The following is a 20,307-nucleotide window of genomic DNA, read 5'->3' on the forward strand; positions in this document are numbered from 1 at the left end:
CGGGCGCAGGGCGCCCTGGCCGCCGGTTGGCCGGCGGATCGGGTTCAGGTTCGGATTCGGCTTGCGGGCGCTTGCCCGGCGGGCTTGCGATCGGCCGGCGGAAGGCGCCGGCCCGGTGTGCCGCGCGGCGGCACGGCCCGCTGGCGACCGGCGCGGCCGGCCGCCGGAGGGAGGTCAGGCGGCGTCGATGCGCACCGTGACGAGCACCGCGCCGGGCGCCGTCGGTACCAGCAGCACGCGCTCGGCCTGGGCCGGGATCACGAGGCCGCAGCCGACGGTGAGCGGCGCGTGCAGCGCGTCGTCGCCCTGCCAGTGGCCGTCGATCGCATGCACGACCCAGGTGCTGCCGGGCACCGAGGCGAAGGCGTGGTCGCGCAGGATCTGCACGCGCGCCTTGGTCACGTCGCGCCGGGTGATGACGTTGAACAGCCGCGCCGGGCCGCTGCCGAGCCGGCCGTCGATCGGCATCTCGCCCGGATAGGCGCCGGTGTCGCCGGGCTTGTTGAAGCGCAGCGAGGTGCCGGGCGCCGACAGGTGCAGGCCATGCCCCATCACCAGCACCGACTCGCGGTCCATGCCCTCGAAGACGGAGAACGGGCCGTCCTCGTGGATGTCGGCGATGCTCACGCGCCAGTCCGGCTCGCCCTCGACCACGGGCCAGAGCGGCGCGCCGACGATGCCGGCGGCGACAGTGCGCGTGATGCCGCGGTTGTTGCGCCACGGTTCCTCGCGCAGATCGGCGAGGTCGTAGCGCTGCGGACGGTCAAGTGCGGGCGGAACGGGAGGCATCGTGGTCATGGCGTCGAACTTTCTTCACTGATGGAGGGAAAGACACCACCGCGGGCGGGCGGCAAGGCGGTGAGCCAATGCACGCCCCATGCCCGGGCACTCAGGCTGCGATGGACGGCAGCTCCGAGGCGAGACGCGGCAGCACCTCGAAGATATCGCCAACCAGACCGATGTCGGCGATCTGGAAGATGGGCGCGTCCGGGTCCTTGTTGACCGCGACGATCACGCGCGCGTCCTTGATGCCGGCCACATGCTGGATGGCGCCCGAGATGCCGAAGGCGAGATACACGTCCGGCGCGACCGTCTTGCCGGTCTGGCCGACCTGGATCGCATTGGGCGCGAAGCCCGCGTCCACCGCCGCGCGCGAGGCGCCGACGGCACCGTTCACACGGTCGGCCACGGCCTCGACCAGCTTCATGTGCTCGGCCGAGCCGACGCCACGGCCGCCGGCCGCGACGATGCGGGCGCGGGTGAGGTCGGGGCGGTCGCCGCCGGCCACTTCACGGCCGACGAGCTTCGCGCGCTTCGGCGCGACGGTTGCCGCGAGCGGCTCGACGGTCACGGCGGCGTCGGTCGTGCCGGCCGGCGCAAAGGCCGACGGGCGCACCGTGATGAACAGCCTGTCCTGAACTGGAGCAACTTCGGCCACGACACCACCCGCGTACATCGGGCGGATGAAGCGGTCGGCAGCCGGGATGGCGGTGACGTCGGCGAGAAAGCCGGCATCGGCCAGCACGGCGGCGCGGGGCAGGGCGGCGCGGGCCAGCATGTCGTGACGCGCGACGACCACGCGGTACTCGGCGCCGATGGCGACGAGCTGGGCGGCGAGGTCTTCGGCGAGCACGGTGGCGCAGGCGTCGGCATCGACGGCGCGCACGCGGCTCACGCCGTCGAGTGCTGCGGCCTGGCCGGCGACGGCGGCGATGCCGCTGCCGATCACGAGCACGTCGATGGGCGCGCCGAGCTGGCGCGCGGCGGTGACGAGGCGGGCGGTCGCGTCGTCGAGGTTCTTGCCGTCATGGGCGGCGAGGACGAGGGTCTTCATGCGGAGGGCTCCGGATCAGGCGGCGCGCAGCGCGGGCAGTTCGCGCAGGCGGGCGATGAGTTCGTCGGTGCTGGCGACGCGCACGCCGGGCTGGCGCGCGGCCGGTTCGCTCACGCGCACCACGTCGCTGCGCACGGCGGCGCTGCCGCCGAGGTCGCTCGCGATGAGCGCGGCGATCGGGGCCTTCTTGGCCTTCATCATCGCGGGCAGGGTGATGTTGCGCGGGTCGCAGAGGCGCAGATCGACGCTGAGCACGGCGGGCAGTTCAAGCTCGAAGCGGTCGATGCCGGCATCGCCGTCGCAGCTCACCTTCGCGCTGCCGCCGTCGATGGCGAGGCCGTTGACCGACACCGCCTGCGGCCAGCCGAGCAGGCCGGCGAGCATCGGGCCGGTGCTGCCGAGGTCGTCGTCGATCGCCTGCTTGCCGCAGAGCACGAGGTCGGCGGCTTCGCGCTCGACGATGGCCTTGAGCAGCCTGGCTTCGGCGACCGGATCGGGATTGCCGTCGGTCTCGACGCGGATCGCCGCGTCGGCGCCGAGCGCGATCGCATTGCGCAGCACGTCGGCGACGACGGCCGGGCCGAAGGCGACGACCGTCACCTTCTTGGCGATGCCCTGTTCGCGCAGGCGCACCGCCTGTTCGACCGCGACTTCATCGAAGGGGTTGGCCGACATCTTGACGCCGGCGGTCTCGACGCCCGAGCCGTCGCTCTTGCAGCGCACCTTGACGTTGTAGTCGATGACCCGCTTGACGGGGACGAGGATGTGCATGGAAGTCTCCGTTGAAATGCAGGTTTAGCTGACCGCGCCCGAGCCGTACTTGCCCGTGAGCAGGTTGCCGGTGCGGAAGCGTTCGTGCGCATAGGGGTCGAGCGAGACGTCGGTCGGCAGGCCGAGCGCGCATTGCGCGAGGATCAGGCCCACGCCCGGCGACAGCTTGAAGCCGTGACCCGAGAAGCCGTAGCCCACCACCAGACCCTCGATGCCGTTGAGGCGGCCGAGCACCGGGTTCCAGTCGGGCGTCACGTCGTACACGCCGGTCCACGACGAGGCAAGGCCGGCGGTCTCGTAGGCCGGGAAGCGCTCGGCCACCTGGGCACCGATCTCCAGGATGTAGTCCATGTCGATGTCGCCCTGGTCGTTGTTCGGCTCGGGCAGGGTCTCGCCGGTGATGCCTTCGCTCACCAGCATCTGGCTGCCGCCGTAGCTGCGGCAGTACAGCATCCCGTGCGAGCCGAGGTCCTTGTAGACCGGCATCTGGAAGGTGTACTTGGCGTCGCATTCGAGCGCGAGCGCGGCATGGCGCTCGGCCTTGACCGGCGTGGGGATGCCGGTCCAGCGCTCGATGTCGCCGGCCCAGATGTTCTGGGTGCTGATGACGGTGTTGCTGCGGAAGCTGCCGACGGAAGTCTCGACGCCGGTGACCTTGCCGTTGTCGGTCAGCAGCTTCGTGACCTCGACGCCTTCCATGATCTTCACGCCGAGCTTGCGGGCGGCGCGGGCGAAGGACGTGGCGACGAGATAGGCGTCGGCAAAGCCGGCTTCGGGTTCGTAGCCGATGAGGGCCGCGTCGTCGAAGCGCGCGATCGGCAGCAGTTCGCTGGCCTGGGCGGCGTCGAGGTAGTCGATGCGGATGCCCTTTTCTTCCTGGCCCTTGAGCGAGGCGCGCAGCGGTTCGAGCTTGGCGCCTTCGGGCGAGGCGATGAGATAGCCGCACTTCACGATGCCGCTGGCGGCGTCTTCGTCGCCGGTGTAGGCGGCGAGGTCGGTGAAGGCCGTCCACGAGCGGCGGGCGAGTTCGACGTTCTGCGCGATCGAGTAGTGCGTGCGCAGGATGCCGCTCGACTGCGAGGTGGTGCCGTTGCCGATCTGGGTGCGGTCGAGCACCAGCACGCGCTTCGCGCCAAGGTGGGCGAGGTGCCAGGCAACCGAGCTGCCGATCACGCCGGCGCCGATCACGATCGCGTCATAGCTTTCCATCGATGTCTTTCCGTGGGTGGGTTTTCGATGGAGCGCAGTCTGGAATCGGGGCCGGCCGCCGCCCGACAGCTTCAGTAATTCTGACGCTATGTTTTCGAAATCGTGGCCTTGGGCGGTCGCGCGCGGGGGGCTTGCAGGATGCGTCGCAATCCCGGCGCATCGCTTCGGCCAGCCTGCCGACGCGGCGCCGCGCTTCCTCCGCAAGCCCACCGAGCGAGCCGCCATGAACCAGCCCGTCGATCTCTCCCTCCACGCCGCGATGCCCGACGTGCAGTCGTCGCGCGACGAGCGCCGCCTCGCCATCGGCCGCGTGGGCGTGAAGGCCATGCGCCATCCCGCCGTCGCGAGCATCGCGGGCGCGCTGCAACCGGTGGTGGCGACCTGGACGCTCGACGTGGCGCTGCCGGCGGACCAGAAGGGCACGCACATGTCGCGCTTCGTCGCCTGGCTCGACGGCCGGCGCGAACTGCCGCTCGCGCCCGAGACGCTGCCGCGCGAACTCGACGACATGCTCGCGCTGCTCGACGCCGACGAAGGCCGCTTCGAGGCCGCCTTCACCTTCTTCCTGCGCAAGACCGCGCCGGTCTCGGGCGTGACCAGCCTGCTCGATTACGAGGCGCGCTGGATCGTCGAGCGCCGCGCCGGCGAGACGCGGCTGTGGGCCGAGGTGCTTGCGCCGGTCAAGTCGCTCTGCCCCTGCTCGAAGGAGATTTCGGACTACGGCGCGCACAACCAGCGCTCGCACGTCACGATCCGCGCCGAGCTGCTCGCACCCGTCGAGCTGACCGAACTCGTGCGCTATGCCGAGGAAAGCGCGTCGAGCGAGATCTGGCCGCTGCTCAAGCGCGGCGACGAGAAGTGGATTACCGAGCGCGCCTACGACAACCCCAAGTTCGTCGAGGACCTCGTGCGCGACGTGGCGCTGCGGCTGAATGCCGACGCGCGGCTCGGCGCGTATCGGGTGGAGGTCGAGAACTTTGAATCGATCCACAACCACTCGGCCTTCGCCGTGATCGAGCGGGGCTGAGCCTTCCGTCCAGCGTCGCGCGGCGTCGCGCCGTGCGACTTCCGCGCGGCCCGGCATCGGCCGGGGCCGCTTCGCGCCCATCGCCACGGAGCACCGCATGCCCGACACCTTCCCCGACCTGTTCTGGACCAGCGCCAGCAACCCCGCCTCCGGCTGGACGCCGCTGCGCTACACGCTCGACGGCGCCGAGCATGAATTCGGCGAATACACGCTGCTGCGCGAGCGCGGCTCCGAAGGCAGCGTGCTGCAGGTGGGCGTGTGGCGCTGCGACAAGCTCGGCGACACGCCCTTCGCCTCGGAAGACGGCGACGAGACCTTCCTGCTGCTCGAAGGCGAACTGCTCATCACCGAGGTGGCGAGCGGCCGGCGCCACCACTACCGCGCCGGCGACATCTGCACCTGGACCAAGGGCACGCGCACCGTCTGGACCCTCACGGTGCCGGTGCGCAAGATGTTCGTCATCGCCGATCCGGCGCCCGTCAGTCCGTGACCGACTGACGGAAATGCGGGTTCTGCAGCGCCCACACGGCGGCCTCCAGCCGGCTCTTGACGTTGAGCTTGCGCAGCAGGTGCTTGATGTGGACCTTCACGGTCGCGTCGGCGATGCCGAGCACGCGCGCGATCTCCTTGTTGCTGCGCCCGTCCGCGAGCAGGCCGAGGATCTCGCGCTCGCGGTCGGTGAGGTCGCTCGCATCGACCTTGGGCGGTGCGTTGAGCGCCTCGGTCAGCAGGCCCGCGAGACTGCCCTCGATCACCATCTGGCCCGTCACCGCCTGCTTGATGCGCAGGCTCAGTTCCTCGGGTTCCAGATCCTTCAGCAGATAGCCGTCGGCGCCGGCGCGCATCGCTTCCAGCACGTCCTGGCCGTCGTCGGAGACGGTGAGCATCACGCAGCGCGCGCGCAGCTTGCGGGCCTTGAGCGCGCGCAGCGTCTCGATGCCGTTCATCTGCTTCATGTTGAGGTCGATGAGGATGAGCGCCGGGTCGAGCTTCTCGGCCAGCTCGATGCCGGTGGCGCCGTCGCCGGCCTCGCCGAGCAGCGCCAGTTCGGGATCGGCGCGCACCAGTTGCGCGACGCCGCTGCGGAACAGCGGATGGTCGTCGATGAGCAGGATGCCGGCGGTCATCGCGCGCCTCCGGCGAGCAGGTCGGCGGGCAGGCGCTGCGGCTCGAAGCTCAGTTGCACGCGGGTGCCGCCGCCGTCGCGCGGCTCGACCGTGACCTCGCCGTCGAGCGAGCGGGCGCGTTCTTTCATGATGCTCATTCCGTAATGGTTGCCTTCCGGGGTCATCGCGGGCAGGCCGCGGCCGTCGTCCTCGACGGTGATGGTGCAGCGATGGCCCGGACCGTAGCGCACCGCGACCCAGGCGTGTTCGGCGCCGGCGTGCCGCACGATGTTCGACAGCGCCTCGCGGATGACCTGCATGACATGGAACTCCTCGTTGATTTCGAGCTGGCACTTGTCGAGCTCGTGCTCGAACTCGATCACGAGGCCGCTGCGCTGGCCGAACTCGTCGATCGTCTCCTGCACCGCTTCCAGCAAGCCGCCCGGACCCATGCTCACGCGGAAGGCGGCGATCAGCTCGCGCACCTCGCGGTAGGCGGTGCTGAGGCCGCCGCGCAGGTCGAGCGCGGCCTGGCGCACGCCGGCCGGCACCGTGTCGTTGTCGAGCGCGCGCTGCAATTGCGCGACCTGGATCTTCATGAATGCAAGCGATTGCGCGAGCGAGTCGTGCAGCTCGCCGGCGATGGCGCTGCGCTCCTCCATGAGCGCGACGCGGCGCTCCTCATGGCTGCGGCAGACGCCCGCGATGGCGAGCGCGACCAGCATCGCGAAGCATTCGGCGAGCTGGATCTGGCGCTCGCCCACGGGCGCCTCGGGTGCGAATTCGGCGATGAGGCTGGCCGTGGGCAGCCCGGCGCTCGCGACCGGCACGACGAGGGTGCGCAGCGGCAGGTCGGGGCCGGGCGGGATCAGGCGCGCGCCCACGTCGCCGCGCGAATCGGCGCCGCTCGGCAGCGCGAGCGCGGGTTCGGCCTCGGTGCAGATCAGGGCATTGCCGCCGAGCAGGCGGCGCAGGTCGAGCGGCAGGCGCAGCGCCACGTTGCCCGCGCCGAGCGCGGTCTGGAGCACGGCGAGGGCGCGGCGCAGCGCGGGCGCGTTCACGTCGCCGCCGCGCAGCAGCCGGCCGGCTTCGCGCAGACCGCGCAGGGGGTCGGGTTCGCCGGCGAGCGGCGCGCCGGGCGCGGTGGCGCCGGCCAGGGCGGCGGATTCGTGCGCGAGGGCGGCGCCGGCCGATGCCGAGGCAGCGGTCACGGCCGGGCCAGCGCCGACAGCGCTTGCAGCCACGTGGGCGGGCGGCGCGGCCGGCCGTCCGGCGGACGGGGTCTTTTCGGGCGACAGCAGGCGCGGCGCGCGGCGCAGGATGAGGGCGAAGCCCGCCGCGACCAGCGCGAGCGCGGCGGCCTGGAGCGCGAGCATCAGCCGGCCGCGCGCGGCGAGGTTGTCGGCGCTGCCGGCAAGCGCGTCGCACAGGGCATGGTCGGCGGCGCCGGCGTCGGCACACTGCGCGCCGAGCGCGTCGAGCACGTCCGCCGCCTGGCGGTGCACCTCGACGCTGCCCCAGAACATCAGCAGCGCGGCGACGCTGCATGCGGCGAGCACGGCGGCCAGCGCGGCCAGGCCGGGCTGGCGATCATGAAAACGTAGGACGGTGGAGATCACGACGATGGCGCTCTTCATGTTGTCGGCCTGGATGCTGGCATGGTGCTTCATCTGGCTCGTGGGTTCCTGGCACGCGGGTCAGGCTTTCGTGGCGCTGGCGGCGCCGGTGTTCCTCGGGTTGACCGGGCTGCTGTTCGTGCCGCGCTGGCGCGCGGCGCTGTTCGGGCGGATCGGTGCCGGCGCGGATGACGGCGATCGCCCGCGCGACACGTCGCTCCGCGCCGCGCCGGCCGCATCGGCGGGCCCGTCGCGCGAAGACGCGCCGCCCACCGTCCCGGCGCCCGACGACTTCGCCTGCCCCGCGCCCGATGTCGTCTGCTCGCTGCGCAACGAGGCGGCGCTGCCCGGCGTGCTCGACCAGCTGCATCTCGTGCTGTTCCGCGCCGACGCCGACGGCCGCGTCATCTACATGAACCGCGCCTGGGAAGACCTCTGCGGCCATGCCGTCGCCGACACCCTCGGCAAGCCGCTGCAGGCCTTCGTCCACCCGTCGGAAGCGGCGGCGATCGCGCGCGGCCTGAGCGCCGTCGCGCGCGGCGAGCAGGACATGCTCGGCTGCGAACTGCGCCTCGCCGACGCGGGTGGCAGACCGGTGCGTGCGCTGCTGCGCGTCCAGCCCTGCCTCGCGCCCGGCGGCGCGATCACCGGCCTGGTCGGCACGATCGAGCGCGTGAACCGGCGCGGCGGCGATGAGCGCAACGGCACGGCGCGGCACCAGATCAACACCCTGCTCGCCAACGTGCCGGGCATGGTCTACCGCTCGCGCAACGACCCGTCGTGGACGATGGAATTCGTCAGCGACGGCTGCGTCGATCTCACCGGCTACGAGCCCTGGGAGCTGCTCGAAAACCGCCGCGTGTCCTTCGGCGACCTCATCCACACCGGCGACCGCGAGTTCGTCTGGACCCAGGTGCAGGCCCATGTGGCCAAGCGCGAGGCCTACCAGATCGCCTACCGCATCACCGACGCGGCCGGCCGCGAGCGCTGGGTCTGGGAGCAGGGGCGCGGCGTGTTCTCGTCGCATGGCGAGCTGCTCGCGATCGAGGGCTTCATCACCGACGTGAGCGAGCGGCGCGGCGCCGAGGAGCGCGCGCGCCGGCGCATCTGGTTCGAGGCGCGCACCGGCATGACCGGCCGGCCCATCTTCGAGGCGCTGCTGCCGTGGACGCTGCAATTCGCGCAGATCGGCGGCCAGCCCTGCGCGCTGCTGTGCGTGCATCTGCTCGGGCTGGAGGCGCTCACCGAGCGCCACGGCAGCGAGCGTGCCGAACAGGTGCTCACCGCCGTCGCGCGCCGCTTCACGCCCGCGACCGGCGCCGGCGCGGTGAGTGCGTGGCTCGGCAATCACCAGTTCGCGGTGCTCGTGGCCGACTTCCGCAGCGTGGGCGTGGCGCGCGCCGCCGTCACCGATCCGCGCGAACTGGTCAGCGCCGTCTCGCGCTACGCGGCGCGGCTGGTCGAGGCGCTGTCGGCGCCGGTGCGCGTCGATGGCGCGCGGCATGACGTCGGCGTCGCGATCGGCATCGCGATGAGTGGCGCGCGCTATGCCGGCGCCGACGCGATGCTCGAAGCCGCCCAGCAGGCCGCGCTCCAAGCCAAGGCCATCGGCGCCGGCACCTGCGAGTTCGCGGACGAATAAAGAAAGACGCCCGCACGGCCTACGTTCCGTGCGGGCGTTGAAAACGGCCATGCCGGCGGCGCGTGCTGCCTCCGCCGGCATGACCGGGCTTACTCGGCGGCGGTGCCGGCGCTCAGCGCGCGGCCGTCATCGTGCTGGGCGAGCCAGTCGATCGCGGTCTGGCGATAGCGGCCCAGGCCCTTGTATTCGATCAGCGGCGCCGGCAGCGTCTTGAGCACGCGGTGCATGCGCGCGGCCCACTTCGGCTGGGTGGCGAGGTCTTCCATGCTGGCGAGGTAGCCCCGGATGCTGAACAGCATCCCGTTGCTGCGCGGCAGGCGGAACAGCGATTGCAGCTCCACGCGCAGATGCAGCTTGTGGCCGACGTTCTCCGGCGTGACCGAGGCGCGCTCGTGGCCCCATTCGGGATAGGTCTCGGGCGAGGTGTCGAGGCGCGGGTTGACGGTCATGGTCCAGTTCAGGCGGCGCACCGGCTTGCCCTGCTGGAGCATGAGCAGGTACTTGAGCGCGCGGTCGAACACGCCGATCTCGTGCGCGAGCGGCACCGGGCCGTGCCATTGCTGGAAGCTCATGCCCACGTCGAAGGCGAGCGACCAGTCGGCCTGCTGCGTGACCATGCCGGCATCGGCGAACAGGTTGTTGTCGCGCTGGTCCATGACCACGAAATCGCCCTGGGCCTGGCGCGTGATGTACTCGAACGGACCGCAGGGCAGGGTGGCCGCGTCGCCGAACACGAAGCTCTGCTTCAGGCCGAGCGGGCGGTTGGTCCAGGTCCAGTGGGCGCCGTCGCGTTCGAGCGTGAACTGCTCGGGGTAGTCGCGCGCGAACGATTCCATGATGAGTTCGAGCGTGTCCCACTCGGCCTCGGCCATGTGCGGCAGCACCGCGCAGCGGCCCGGATCGCGCTCCAGCGTGATCGCGCGGTCGCGGCATTCGCTCACGTAATGCTCGTCGATGTCGAAGGCGTGCTCGAACACCGAACCCTTCGGCCCCGCCACATGCGGCTCGATGTTGACCGAGTACATGTACTCGTCCTGCGGGAAGGGGAAGGGAAAGCGCCGCACCGCCTCGGGCGAGTTGCGGTACGTGTAGTCGCCGCGGAAGGTCTCTTCCTTGAATGCGAGGGTCATGGACATTCCTTCAAAGGTCGAGGGTCAGGCAGCCGCCCTTGGCGCGCGAGACGCAGGGCATGATCTTCTTGCCGGCGGCATGGTCGGCTGCGTTGAGCCAGAGGTCGCGGTGGTCGAGTTCGCTGTCGCAGCTCACGACGGCGGTCTCGCACTGGCCGCAGGCGCCGCCCCGGCACAGCGAGATGACCGGCGCGTTCGCGGCTTCCAGCGCTTCGAGCAGCGAGGTGTCGGCGCCGACCGTGATGCGCCCGCCGGTGCGCGCCAGTACCACGTCGAAGGGCTGGCCGCCCGCCGGCGCGAGGAACTGCTCGGAATGCAGATTGGCTTCGGGCCAGCCGGCGGCGAGGCCGGCCGCCATCGACGCCTCGACCATCGGGCCGGGGCCGCAGATGTAGAAGTGCGTGCCGAGCGGGCGCGCCGCGAACAGCTTCGCGAAGTCGATCACGTCGCCCGCGCTCTGGTCATGGCCGAACACGCGGCCCGGCGCGAGCGCTTCAAGCTCGGCGGCGTACACCGCGAATTCCGGCGCGCGGAAGGCGTAATGCACCTCGAAGCTTGCGCCCATGCGGGCCAGCTGGCGCGCCTGCGACAGGATCGGCGTGATGCCGATGCCGCCCGCGACGAGCAGATGGTGCTTCGCGGTGCGCACGACCGCGAAAAGATTCATCGGCTGGGCAAGTTCGAGCTGCATGCCGACGGCGGCCTGCTCGTGCAGCCAGGCCGAGCCGCCGCGCGACGGTTCCTGCCGGCGCACCGCGATGCGCCAGGTGGCGCGGTCTTCGGGGTCGCCGAGCAGCGAATAGGGATTGCGCTGGACGCGCCCGCCGAGCGGGATCGACACGACCACATGGCTGCCCCCCGAGAACACCGGGAAGGGCTCGCCATCGGCGCGGCCGAAGCTGATCTCGCGGATGCCCGGCGCGAGATCGCGCAGGGCGGTGATGACGACGGCAATCGAATCGCTCATGGGTAGATCCGTTCCACGTCGGGCAGCACGCCGGGCTCCTCGGCATCGATCTGGAAGCCCATGTAGGCGCCGAGCCGGCGCGAGAAATGGTCGCGCACGAACAGCTGGCGGCCGCAGCCGCCGCAGGGCGCGATGTTGGTGTGGATGGCGTGGGTGATGGTCTTGCAGTGCACGCAGTACACGGGGCGCGCGAGCGTGCCGCAGCGGTGGCGATGGATTTCGCTCTCGCCCATGCCGGCTTCGTTGGCGATGCGCGCCGCGAGCCAGATCAGCGATTCGCCGCCGATCAGGTACAGCCGCGTGCCCATGCGGGCGGCGGCGAGCGCGTCGCGCAGGATCTGCAGCGCGGCCTCGGGCCGCTCGGCGCGGGTGATGCTGCCGCCGCCGGAGGCGAGGCCGAGCCAGGCTTCGTCGCCGTCATGCGGAATCACGATGAGATCGACGCCGGCCGGCGCGTCGGCCGCGAGGCGCGCGGCGACGGCCGCATCGGCGGCGCCGGCCAGCACCAGGTGCTGCCGGCCCGACGTGTCCCAGCCGAGTTCGGTCCAGGCCGGCTGGCTCTTGATGGTGTAGGGAGCCGACATGCGAGCCTCGTCAGCCTTGCTTCTCGGGATGGGTGCGCAGGCGCATCGGGTCGTAGAACGGCGTGCGCACGACCATGGCCTTGTAGCTCGCGCCATCGACCTTGATCGTCAGCCGTGTGCCGAGGTTGGTGTGCGACGGCTTGAGGTGGACCAGTGCAAGCGATTGCATGAGGTAGCGGCTGTAGCTGGCCGAGGTCACGACGCCGACTTCCTTGTCGCCGTCATAGATCTTCGCGCCACCGGGCATGGCGGCCGAATGCTCGACGATCATGCCGGCCTGCTTGATGCGTTCGCGGCCCTTGAGCGCGAGCACGGCGGCCTTGCCGATGTAGTCGCCGGGCTTGTTCACGTCCACGGCCCAGTCCATGTTGACTTCCCAGGGCGTGGTGTCGCCTTCGGGCATCTCGAACGGGAAGAACAGCAGTGCGCCTTCGACGCGCGTGAGTTCGAGCGTGTTCCACGACGCCGGGATCACGCCGAAGGGCTTGCCCGCGTCGAGGATGGCGTCCCACAGGAAGACGGCGTCGGCCGCCGAGCAGTACACCTCGTAGCCGCGCTCGCCCGAGTAGCCGCCGCGGCCGAGGATGATGTTGCGGCCGAACAGCGTGGTCTCGGTGTGGTTGAAGTAGGGCAGGGTGGCCAGCGCGAAGGGCGTGTGCGGCGCCAGCACGTCGAGCGACAGCGGGCCTTGCAGCGACAGGATGTGCACGTCGAGGTCGGCCTCGACGCTCACGTTCCTGCCTTCGGCCAGCATCGCGAGCGTCTTCGGCGTGGCGCCGCTTCCGTGCGACAGGCGGAAGCGGTCGGCGGCGTCGCGGATGACCATGATGTCGTCCACCAGCGCGCCGGCGTCGTTCACTTCGGCGGCGAGGCGGGCGGTGCCCGGCTTGAGCTTGGTGATGTCGATGGTGACGAGCTTGTCGAGCACGGCCTCGGCATCGGGGCCGCTCACCTTGACGATGTTGAGCGCCGACACGTCATACAGCGCGGCGCGGCTGCGCGTGGCGACCACTTCATCGGCCGCATCGGTCGAGTAGCTCCACGGCAGGGGCATGTTGTTCCAGGTGTCGCCGTCGAGCTTGGAGCCGAGCTGGCGATGGCGTTCGTTCAGGACCGAGTTACGGAGCATCCGCTTTACCTCTTTGGCATGGCTGTTGGTGAGCGAATGCTGGTCGTGGCCGAAGCGCACGCCAATCGTCATGAGTGGGTACCACCAAGGTGGTAGGGGTGGCCCGTTACCTCCAAGGTGGTACCCACTCATGACGATTGCGGGGGCATGGCACCACGCAGAAAACTGGTTTCGAGCCGCAGCACATGCGGCGCATGACCTTCACGTCATCGACACCAGGAGAACAACCGAATGAGCAAGAAGCGAGTCGCAGTCATCGGCGCAGGCCCCTCGGGTACTGCACAGTTGCGCGCCTTCCAGTCCGCCGCTGCCAAGGGCGCGGAGATCCCCGAGATCGTCTGCTTCGAGAAGAGCAGCGACTGGGGCGGCCTGTGGAACTACACCTGGCGCACCGGCCTCGACGAGAACGGCGAGCCCGTGCACTGCTCGATGTACCGCTACCTCTGGTCCAACGGCCCGAAGGAATGCCTGGAGTTCGCCGACTACACCTTCGACGAGCACTTCGGCAAGGGCATCGGCTCCTACCCCCCGCGCGCCGTGCTGTGGGACTACATCAAGGGCCGCGTCGAGAAGGCCAACGTGCGCGGCTGGTGCCGCTTCGAATCGCCGGTGCGCATGGTCAACTTCGACAAGGCGACCGAGAAGTTCACCGTGACCGTGCATGACCTCAAGAACGACGTCATGTACGACGAGGTGTTCGACTACGTCATCTGCGCGTCGGGCCACTTCAGCACGCCGAACGTGCCGTACTTCGAGGGCCTCGACACCTTCAACGGCCGCGTGCTGCACGCCCACGACTTCCGCGACGCGCTCGAGTTCAAGGGCAAGGACATCCTGCTGATCGGCCGCAGCTACTCGGCGGAAGACATCGGCTCGCAGTGCTGGAAGTACGGCGCCAAGAGCATCACGACCAGCTACCGCAGCAAGCCGATGAGCTTCCACTTCCCCGACAACTGGGAACAGAAGCCGCTGCTGACCAAGGTCGTGAACAAGACCGCCTACTTCAAGGACGGCACGAGCAAGGAGATCGACGCGATCATCCTGTGCACGGGCTACAAGCACTTCTTCCCCTTCCTGCCGGAAGAGCTGCGCCTGAAGACCGACAACCGCCTGTGGCCGCTCAACCTCTACAAGGGCGTGGTCTGGGAGGGGAACAACAAGTTCTTCTACCTCGGCATGCAGGACCAGTTCTTCACGTTCAACATGTTCGACGCCCAGGCCTGGTATGTGCGCGACGTGATCCTCGGCCGCATCGCGCTGCCCGACGCCAAGACCCAGCACGACTACACGCTGGCCTGGCGCGCCCGCGAAGAGACGCTCACCAACGACGAGTCGATGATCCGCTTCCAGGCCGACTACGTGAAGGAGCTAATCGGCGCGACCGACTATCCGATGTTCGACTTCGAAGGCGTGATCCAGACCTTCCTCGTCTGGGAAAAGCACAAGCACGAGAACATCATGACCTTCCGCGACCACAGCTACCGCTCGGTCATGACGGGCAAGATGTCGCCGCTGCATCACACGCCGTGGAAGGACGCGCTCGACGATTCGCTCGAGGCCTATCTGGCCGACGGCCCGCTCGACCAGCCCAAGGCAGCCTGATGACGGCCGCCGTCGCCACGCCCGCGCAAGCGGGCATCGCAAGCGTCGCCCCGGAAGGCAACACCCAGCTTTTCGACGGCCACGACACGCGCTACCTGAGCCTCGGCTATGCCGAGCTGCTGCGCGACGTGACCATCGACGAGACCTGGGGCATCACCTTCCTCGCGGGCGTGGTCGAGCGGCGGTCGCTCGCGCCGCGCGAGCAGGCCTTCATGAGCGTGCTCGTCGCGATGGAGCGCGGCATGCAGGCCCTGCTCGTGCGGCTGCTGAAGAAGCACGGCATCGCCTGGGACGAAGCCGCCATCGCCGCCGAGGCCGACATCGTCGGCAGGCGGCTGGCCGATCGCTTCGGCTTCCTGCCCTGGCGCGAATTCATTCAGACGGCGATCGCCGATCCGGCGCCGCCCTATCTGTCGAAGTACGGCCGCGCGCGCGAACTCGCGCCGCCCGCCGATCACGAGATTCTCGACCTGCTCGTCGAGCACGAACAGGCGCTGCTGGACGTGGCCGCGCTCGAACTCGCGCTCATGACCGACACCGCGCTCGCGCCGGTGTGGCGCTGCCTCGAAAAGGCCCAGACGCTGCTCTGGTGCGAGCACATCGCCGAACTGGCCGGCACGACCGGCGAGCCGGCCGACGCCGACGCTGCAAGCGCTGTCACCGTCTTGGCCGGCAGCCCGGGCGCCGGCTCCGCCGCGACGCAGGAGGCCGACCATGACTGACGCCCGCCTGCTCGCCCCGCCGCCCAGCCGCATCCTGCGGCCCGGCCTGCCGGCGCGCGCCGCCGGCACCGAACGTCATCGCGTCGCCGGACGCGGTTCCCTTGTCGTCGCCGTGCAGGCTGGCGACCGGCTGGCCCTGACGGATGTCGAGGGCGGCCAGGTCTGCGAGCTGATGTTCTGCGATGCGAGCGGAGCCTTCGCGCCCGGCGCCCTCGGCGATGCCGACACGCTGCGCGCCGCCGAGGCGAGCGTGGTGACGCCCGACGGCTTCCTCGCCCTCATGGCCGAAGGCGGTCCCGTCGTCGCGCGCACGCTGACAGCGCTTGCAAGACGCGGCATCGCGCTGGCCGAGGCGCGGGGCTTGCGCCTGTTCGGGCGCGGCAGCCGCGCCGGCGCGCGCGCCGACTTCACGGTGCAGCGCGACGGCTTCCTCATCGTCGCGACGCCTGGCACGCGCATGGACTTCGTCGCGGGCGACGCGGCCACGCCGGTCGAGCTGACGCTCGTGCGCGCCGCCGCGCAGGTGGACGCCGCCGCCATCGCGCTGCCCGAGCCGCTGGCCGATCCGCGCTTCGAGCAGCGCATCGCCGCCGGCACGGCGCACGCCTACGTGGTCAAGGCCGGCGAGTACATCCAGGTGCTCGATGTGCAGGGCCGCCAGTGCTCCGACTTCCAGGCCTTCTCGCTGCGCAAGCTGGAGCAGGGCATCGAACGCGGGCTCGACGCCACCGTCACCCGCACGCTGCTCGGCGCCGCCTATCCGCAGCCCGGCCTGCCGGCCAAGGCCTTCGACCGCGACTTCGAGCCGCTGATAGAAGTGGTGCAGGACACGGTCGGCCGGCATGACGCCTTCGCCACCGCCTGCGGCGCGCGCTACTACGACGACATGGGCTACCCCGGCCATGTCAATTGCAGCGACAACTTCAGCGCCGCGCTCGCGCCCTACGGCGTCGCGCCGCGCCGTGGCTGGGAAGCGCTCAACTTCTTCTACAACACCTTCCTCTGCTCGGCCCACCAGCTGCATCTCGACGAGCCCTGGTCGCGCCCCGGCGATTACGTGCTGATGCGCGCGCTGACCGACCTCGTCTGCGTGACCTCGTCCTGCCCCGACGACATCGACCCGGCCAACGGCTGGAACCCGACCGACATCCACGTGCGCACCTACGCGCCCGACGCGGGCTTCCCACGCGCCATCGCCCATCGCATGACTCCCGACGCCGACCCGAAGCTCACGCGCGAATCGCCCTTCCATTCGCGCACCTCGGCGCTGACGCGCCATTTCGTCGATTACCGCGGCTACTGGCTGCCCACCCGCTTCGCGGGCGAGGGCGCCATCAGCGAATACTGGGCCTGCCGCGAGGCCGTGGCCGTCATCGACCTGTCGGCGATGCGCAAGATCGAGATCACCGGCCCGGACGCCGAGGCGCTGCTGCAATGGGCGCTGACCAAGGACGTGAGCAAGCTCGGGCCGGGCAAGGTCGCGCACGTCGCGCTCTGCCATCCCAATGGCAACGTGCTGGATGACGCGTTGCTCTACCGCATCTGCGTCAACAACTTCCGCCTCGTGTGCAGCGAGGACACGGTCGGCCCCTGGCTGCGCCGGCAGATCCAGGAGCAGGGCTACAACGCCTGGGCGCGCGAATCGACCGACCAGCTCTGCAACCTCGCGGTGCAGGGTCCGCGCGCGCGCGACCTCATGCGCCAGATCGTCTGGACCGCGCCCGCCCAGCCGAGCATCGACGAGCTGAAATGGTTGCGCTTCGTGCCGGCGCGCATCGGCGGCTATGAAGGCATGCCGATCGTGCTCTCGCGCACCGGCTACACCGGCGAACTCGGCTACGAGATCTTCTGCCACCCGCGCGACGCCGAAGGCGTGTGGGACGCGATCTGGCAGGCCGGCCAGCCGCTCGGCCTCAAGCCCATGGGTCTCGACGCGCTCGACCTCGTGCGCATCGAGGCGGGGCTCGCCGCCGCCGGCAACGAGTTCGACGCCCGCACCGACGGCTGGGAAGGCTGGGTGGGCGATGCGATCTCGCTCGACAAGCCCTGCGACTTCATCGGTCGCGCGGTGCTGGCCGAGCGCGCCGAGCATCCGCGCAAGCTCATCGTCGGCTTCCAGCTCGAAGGCGGCGAAGCCGTCAGCCACGGCGACGAGTTCTTCCTCGGCCGCGTGCCGGTGGGCGTGGTCACGAGCGCGATGCGCTCGCCCAAGCTCGGCCGCACCGTCGGCATCGCCCGCATCGATGCGCAGTACGCCGCGCCCGGCACCGAGCTGGAGATCGGCACGCTCGACGGCCACCAGAAGCGGCTGCCCGCGCGCCTCACGAACCTGCCGCATTACGACCCGGAAAGGTTGCGCCCGCGCGCCTGACCGGCACATCGCCGCATCCGCATGACCGGCCACGGTCATGCCACCGGCCCGGCCGCGCCATGCGCAGCCGGGCCGCAGCCGCGACCAGGCGGCTTGCCAGGTTTCACCCAGCAGTACCTCCGCGGCCGGCGCGCCGCATTTCAACCACTCGAACAGGAGCACCCATGTTCCGCAGCACCACGCTCGCCCTCTGTGGCGCAAGCCTTTGCATGACCGCCCTCAACGTCCGTGCCGAGGAGGAGGCCAGCCCCCTCACGCTCACGGCCAATGTCGCGATCGTGTCCAACTACGTGTTCCGCGGCATGAGCTACACCCAGGACGGCGCCGCCGTTCAGGGCGGTTTCGACGCCGTGCATTCGAGCGGCCTGTATGCCGGCGTCTGGGGCAGCAACGTGAGCAGCAAGGCCATCACCGACGCCTCGGCCGAGTTCGACCTCTACGGCGGCTACGCAAGCAGCGTCGGCGACCTCGCCTACGACGTCGGCCTGCTGCAATTCACCTATCCGCAAGGCCGCTTCGCGGGCCAGAGCTACAACACGCTCGAAGGCTATGCGGGCGTGACGTACAGCGTGCTCAACCTCAAGTACTCGCGCACGCTCACCAACTACTTTGGTTTCAACAACGCCTCGATGGGCGGCGGCGATTCGAAGGGTTCGGAGTACTTCGAGGCCAACCTCGCCTATGAAGTGCTGCCGGGCTACACGGCCCAGGCCCACGCCGGCCACCAGAAGGTCAAGGGCTACGGCCAGTACAACTTCAGCGACTACAAGCTCGGCGTCCTGGCCGACCTCGGCTCCGGCTGGCAGGCCGGCCTGGCCTGGGCCGACACCACCGGCAAGACCGCGCTCTACACGATCGGCACGGTCAACACCGCCGGCCCGAAGTGGATCGCGTCGCTCAAGCGCACGTTCTGATCCTGCACCGAAGCAGGGGCCGCGCCGCACAAGGCGCGTGCGATGTCAGTGGCGGCATGCCCCATCGAGGGGAGCCGCCATCGCCTGACCCGGCGCAGGAGCGGGTTAGGAGAAGGTTTACTTAAACGAACCTTTAGTTCCTGAAAAGAAACAAAGGCACGCCATTTGCAAGCGCTGGCACGCGTCGCGGTTTTCAGCACCGACAACCCGCAGCCAGCCGGCGCCGCCCGGCGGCAAGAACGACATCCCAACCTTCGATGATCGACATGGAGCGCGAAATGACTCTTCCCTCACGACTGTGGCGCGGCCTGACCGCCGCGCTGCTCTCGACGACCTCGCTGGTCGCCCTCGCCGAGGAGGCCGTGGAAAAGGCCGCCGAGGCCGCGACCGATGCGGCCCCCGCCGCCGCCGAAGCCGCGGCCGCCGCCGTGGCGCCGGTGCTCAACAGCGGCGACACGGCCTGGGTGGCCTGCTGCGCGCTGTTCGTGACGCTGCTGCTCATCCCCGGCCTCGCGCTGTTCTACGGCGGGCTGGCGCGCAGCAAGAACGTGCTGTCGATCCTCATGCAGATCTTCACCGGCTCGGCGCTGGTCTCGCTGCTGTTCGCGATCTACGGCTACAGCTTCATCTTCGTGGACGGCGGCTCGCTGCAAAGCCTGATCGGCGGCGCGGGCAAGGTCTTCCTCGCCGGCATCACCAATGATTCGCTTCAGGGCACGATCCCCGAGTGGCTGTACGTGTTCTTCATGCTGCTGTTCGCGGCGATCACGCCGGTCATCATCTGCGGCGCCTTCGCCGAGCGCATCAAGTTCTCGGCGGTGCTGGTGTTCCTGGCCGTCTGGTTCACGATCAACTACGTGCCCCAGGCGCACATGGCCTGGGCCGGCGGCTGGGTGTTCAACCTCGGCGCGCTCGACTTCGCGGGCGGCAACGTGGTGCACGTGAACGTGGGCGCGGCCTCGCTGGTCGGCGCCTATCTGGTGGGTCGTCGCAAGGGCTTCGGCACGTCGAGCCTCGCGCCGCACAACATGACCATGACCATGACCGGCGGCTCGATCGTCTGGGTGGGCTGGCTCGGCTTCTGCGGCGGCTGCGCCTACGCGGCCAGCGGCTTCGCGATGCTCGTGGTGCTCAACAACTCGCTCGCCGCCTGCGCGGGCGCCGTGGCCTGGACGCTGGTGGAATGGGCGCATCGCGGCAAGCCGAGCGTGCTCGGCGCCGTGTCGGGCGCGATCGCCGGCCTCGTCGCCATCACGCCGGCCTGCGGCTATGTCGGCCCGATGGGCGCGATCGCCTGCGGCCTGATCACCGCGCCGATCTGCTGCTGGGCGGTCGAGAAGCTCAAGCCGATGATCGGCCTGGACGATTCCTTCGACGTGTTCGGCGTGCATGGCACGGGCGGCATCGTCGGCAGTGCGCTGTCGGTCATCTTCGCGCTCCCGGCGCTGGGCGGCGTGGGCTTCGCCGAAGGCCGCGACCTGTCGAGCCAGCTCATGGTCAACCTGGGCGTCACGGGCTTCACCTTCGTGTACTCGGTCATCAGCAGCTGGATCGCGTTCAAGATCGCGGCCCTGTTCTGCGGCGGCCTGCGTGTCGACGAAGAACAGGAAGTTGACGGTCTTGATCTGTCGTCGCACGGCGAAGTCGGCTACAAGTACTCCAACTGAACCCGAAGGAGATCCG

General features: G+C 69.9%; 18 protein-coding genes. 8 read left to right on the forward strand and 10 right to left on the reverse strand.

Features of this window, described 5'->3' with window-relative positions; all coding sequences use genetic code 11:
• Window positions 1-174: 174 nt before the first annotated feature.
• The 4 genes from H566_RS23565 to H566_RS0107250 all read right to left on the reverse strand — a co-directional run bounded on the left by H566_RS23565 (window position 175) and on the right by H566_RS0107250 (window position 3,814).
• Window positions 175-798 carry a HutD/Ves family protein gene (locus H566_RS23565; protein ID WP_051378300.1) on the reverse strand — a complete coding sequence of 208 codons (624 nt, stop codon included), beginning with the start codon at window positions 796-798 and terminating at the stop codon, window positions 175-177.
• A gap of 91 nt (window positions 799-889) precedes the next feature.
• On the reverse strand, window positions 890-1,834 hold the full coding sequence (locus tag H566_RS0107240; RefSeq protein ID WP_028310914.1) for an electron transfer flavoprotein subunit alpha/FixB family protein: 945 nt from the start codon (window positions 1,832-1,834) through the stop codon (window positions 890-892).
• A 15-nt stretch (window positions 1,835-1,849) separates the two neighbouring features.
• Entirely contained in the window at window positions 1,850-2,605 is a 756-nt protein-coding gene (locus tag H566_RS0107245; protein WP_028310915.1) for an electron transfer flavoprotein subunit beta/FixA family protein, read from the reverse strand.
• 24 nt (window positions 2,606-2,629) lie between these two features.
• On the reverse strand, window positions 2,630-3,814 hold the full coding sequence (locus tag H566_RS0107250; RefSeq protein WP_028310916.1) for an NAD(P)/FAD-dependent oxidoreductase: 1,185 nt from the start codon (window positions 3,812-3,814) through the stop codon (window positions 2,630-2,632).
• Between the two features lie 223 nt (window positions 3,815-4,037).
• On the opposite strand from H566_RS0107250, the gene folE2 reads away from it, so the two are divergent.
• A complete protein-coding gene (gene folE2, locus H566_RS0107255; protein ID WP_028310917.1) occupies window positions 4,038-4,841 on the forward strand; it encodes a GTP cyclohydrolase FolE2 in 804 nt (267 codons plus the stop codon).
• 97 nt (window positions 4,842-4,938) lie between these two features.
• Window positions 4,939-5,331: a cupin domain-containing protein gene (locus H566_RS23570; RefSeq protein WP_051378302.1), complete on the forward strand. Its 393-nt coding sequence runs from the start codon at window positions 4,939-4,941 to the stop codon at window positions 5,329-5,331.
• Here the strand turns inward: H566_RS23570 and narL are convergent.
• Complete coding sequence (gene narL / locus H566_RS0107265; protein ID WP_028310918.1) at window positions 5,321-5,968, reverse strand: two-component system response regulator NarL; 648 nt, start codon at window positions 5,966-5,968, stop codon at window positions 5,321-5,323. The two genes, H566_RS23570 and narL, sit on opposite strands and share 11 nt — an antisense overlap.
• The gene (locus H566_RS23575; protein ID WP_211238053.1) at window positions 5,965-7,617 is read right to left on the reverse strand and encodes an ATP-binding protein; all 1,653 of its coding nucleotides are present in this window, start codon (window positions 7,615-7,617) and stop codon (window positions 5,965-5,967) included. Before H566_RS23575 ends, narL begins: the two co-directional genes overlap by 4 nt.
• Between H566_RS23575 and H566_RS0107275 the strand changes: the two genes are divergently transcribed.
• Window positions 7,571-9,205, forward strand: coding sequence for a PAS domain-containing protein (locus tag H566_RS0107275; protein WP_028310919.1), 1,635 nt, complete (start codon window positions 7,571-7,573; stop codon window positions 9,203-9,205). The two genes, H566_RS23575 and H566_RS0107275, sit on opposite strands and share 47 nt — an antisense overlap.
• Before the next feature lie 89 nt (window positions 9,206-9,294).
• On the opposite strand, the gene H566_RS0107280 is transcribed toward H566_RS0107275, so the two are convergent.
• Genes H566_RS0107280 through H566_RS0107295 form a run of 4 tightly spaced genes read right to left on the reverse strand, consistent with a single transcriptional unit; the run spans window position 9,295 to window position 13,015 of the window.
• A complete protein-coding gene (locus tag H566_RS0107280) occupies window positions 9,295-10,335 on the reverse strand; it encodes a heme-dependent oxidative N-demethylase family protein (protein WP_028310920.1) in 1,041 nt (346 codons plus the stop codon).
• A gap of 10 nt (window positions 10,336-10,345) precedes the next feature.
• Entirely contained in the window at window positions 10,346-11,302 is a 957-nt protein-coding gene (locus H566_RS0107285; RefSeq protein WP_034410961.1) for a PDR/VanB family oxidoreductase, read from the reverse strand.
• Window positions 11,299-11,886: a dimethylamine monooxygenase subunit DmmA family protein gene (locus H566_RS0107290; RefSeq protein WP_028310922.1), complete on the reverse strand. Its 588-nt coding sequence runs from the start codon at window positions 11,884-11,886 to the stop codon at window positions 11,299-11,301. The genes H566_RS0107285 and H566_RS0107290 overlap by 4 nt, the downstream gene beginning before the upstream one ends.
• A 10-nt stretch (window positions 11,887-11,896) precedes the next feature.
• A complete protein-coding gene (locus tag H566_RS0107295) occupies window positions 11,897-13,015 on the reverse strand; it encodes an aminomethyl transferase family protein (RefSeq protein ID WP_028310923.1) in 1,119 nt (372 codons plus the stop codon).
• Window positions 13,016-13,246: 231 nt separating this feature from the next.
• On the opposite strand from H566_RS0107295, the gene H566_RS0107300 reads away from it, so the two are divergent.
• The 5 genes from H566_RS0107300 (at window position 13,247) to H566_RS0107320 (ending at window position 20,291) form a co-directional block, all read left to right on the forward strand.
• Window positions 13,247-14,617 (forward strand): NAD(P)-binding domain-containing protein, encoded by a 1,371-nt coding sequence (locus H566_RS0107300; RefSeq protein ID WP_028310924.1) that lies wholly within the window; start codon window positions 13,247-13,249, stop codon window positions 14,615-14,617.
• Window positions 14,617-15,339, forward strand: coding sequence for a hypothetical protein (locus H566_RS0107305; RefSeq protein ID WP_028310925.1), 723 nt, complete (start codon window positions 14,617-14,619; stop codon window positions 15,337-15,339). The genes H566_RS0107300 and H566_RS0107305 overlap by 1 nt, the downstream gene beginning before the upstream one ends.
• Complete coding sequence (locus H566_RS0107310; RefSeq protein ID WP_028310926.1) at window positions 15,332-17,710, forward strand: DUF1989 domain-containing protein; 2,379 nt, start codon at window positions 15,332-15,334, stop codon at window positions 17,708-17,710. Before H566_RS0107305 ends, H566_RS0107310 begins: the two co-directional genes overlap by 8 nt.
• A 164-nt stretch (window positions 17,711-17,874) precedes the next feature.
• A complete protein-coding gene (locus H566_RS0107315) occupies window positions 17,875-18,624 on the forward strand; it encodes a TorF family putative porin (RefSeq protein ID WP_028310927.1) in 750 nt (249 codons plus the stop codon).
• A 278-nt stretch (window positions 18,625-18,902) separates the two neighbouring features.
• Complete coding sequence (locus tag H566_RS0107320; protein WP_084544961.1) at window positions 18,903-20,291, forward strand: ammonium transporter; 1,389 nt, start codon at window positions 18,903-18,905, stop codon at window positions 20,289-20,291.
• Window positions 20,292-20,307: the final 16 nt, after the last annotated feature.

It is taken from the genome of Derxia gummosa DSM 723 (assembly GCF_000482785.1).
GTDB lineage: Bacteria > Pseudomonadota > Gammaproteobacteria > Burkholderiales > Burkholderiaceae_E > Derxia > Derxia gummosa.

Coding starts and splice junctions, on each gene's coding strand:
- H566_RS23565 (WP_051378300.1), bottom strand. CDS start 798: ATGACCACGATGCCTCCCGTTCCGCCCGCACTTGACCGTCCGCAGCGC.
- H566_RS0107240 (WP_028310914.1), bottom strand. CDS start 1,834: ATGAAGACCCTCGTCCTCGCCGCCCATGACGGCAAGAACCTCGACGAC.
- H566_RS0107245 (WP_028310915.1), bottom strand. CDS start 2,605: ATGCACATCCTCGTCCCCGTCAAGCGGGTCATCGACTACAACGTCAAG.
- H566_RS0107250 (WP_028310916.1), bottom strand. CDS start 3,814: ATGGAAAGCTATGACGCGATCGTGATCGGCGCCGGCGTGATCGGCAGC.
- folE2 (WP_028310917.1), top strand. CDS start 4,038: ATGAACCAGCCCGTCGATCTCTCCCTCCACGCCGCGATGCCCGACGTG.
- H566_RS23570 (WP_051378302.1), top strand. CDS start 4,939: ATGCCCGACACCTTCCCCGACCTGTTCTGGACCAGCGCCAGCAACCCC.
- narL (WP_028310918.1), bottom strand. CDS start 5,968: ATGACCGCCGGCATCCTGCTCATCGACGACCATCCGCTGTTCCGCAGC.
- H566_RS0107275 (WP_028310919.1), top strand. CDS start 7,571: ATGGCGCTCTTCATGTTGTCGGCCTGGATGCTGGCATGGTGCTTCATC.
- H566_RS23575 (WP_211238053.1), bottom strand. CDS start 7,617: ATGAAGCACCATGCCAGCATCCAGGCCGACAACATGAAGAGCGCCATC.
- H566_RS0107280 (WP_028310920.1), bottom strand. CDS start 10,335: ATGACCCTCGCATTCAAGGAAGAGACCTTCCGCGGCGACTACACGTAC.
- H566_RS0107285 (WP_034410961.1), bottom strand. CDS start 11,302: ATGAGCGATTCGATTGCCGTCGTCATCACCGCCCTGCGCGATCTCGCG.
- H566_RS0107290 (WP_028310922.1), bottom strand. CDS start 11,886: ATGTCGGCTCCCTACACCATCAAGAGCCAGCCGGCCTGGACCGAACTC.
- H566_RS0107295 (WP_028310923.1), bottom strand. CDS start 13,015: ATGCTCCGTAACTCGGTCCTGAACGAACGCCATCGCCAGCTCGGCTCC.
- H566_RS0107300 (WP_028310924.1), top strand. CDS start 13,247: ATGAGCAAGAAGCGAGTCGCAGTCATCGGCGCAGGCCCCTCGGGTACT.
- H566_RS0107305 (WP_028310925.1), top strand. CDS start 14,617: ATGACGGCCGCCGTCGCCACGCCCGCGCAAGCGGGCATCGCAAGCGTC.
- H566_RS0107310 (WP_028310926.1), top strand. CDS start 15,332: ATGACTGACGCCCGCCTGCTCGCCCCGCCGCCCAGCCGCATCCTGCGG.
- H566_RS0107315 (WP_028310927.1), top strand. CDS start 17,875: ATGTTCCGCAGCACCACGCTCGCCCTCTGTGGCGCAAGCCTTTGCATG.
- H566_RS0107320 (WP_084544961.1), top strand. CDS start 18,903: ATGACTCTTCCCTCACGACTGTGGCGCGGCCTGACCGCCGCGCTGCTC.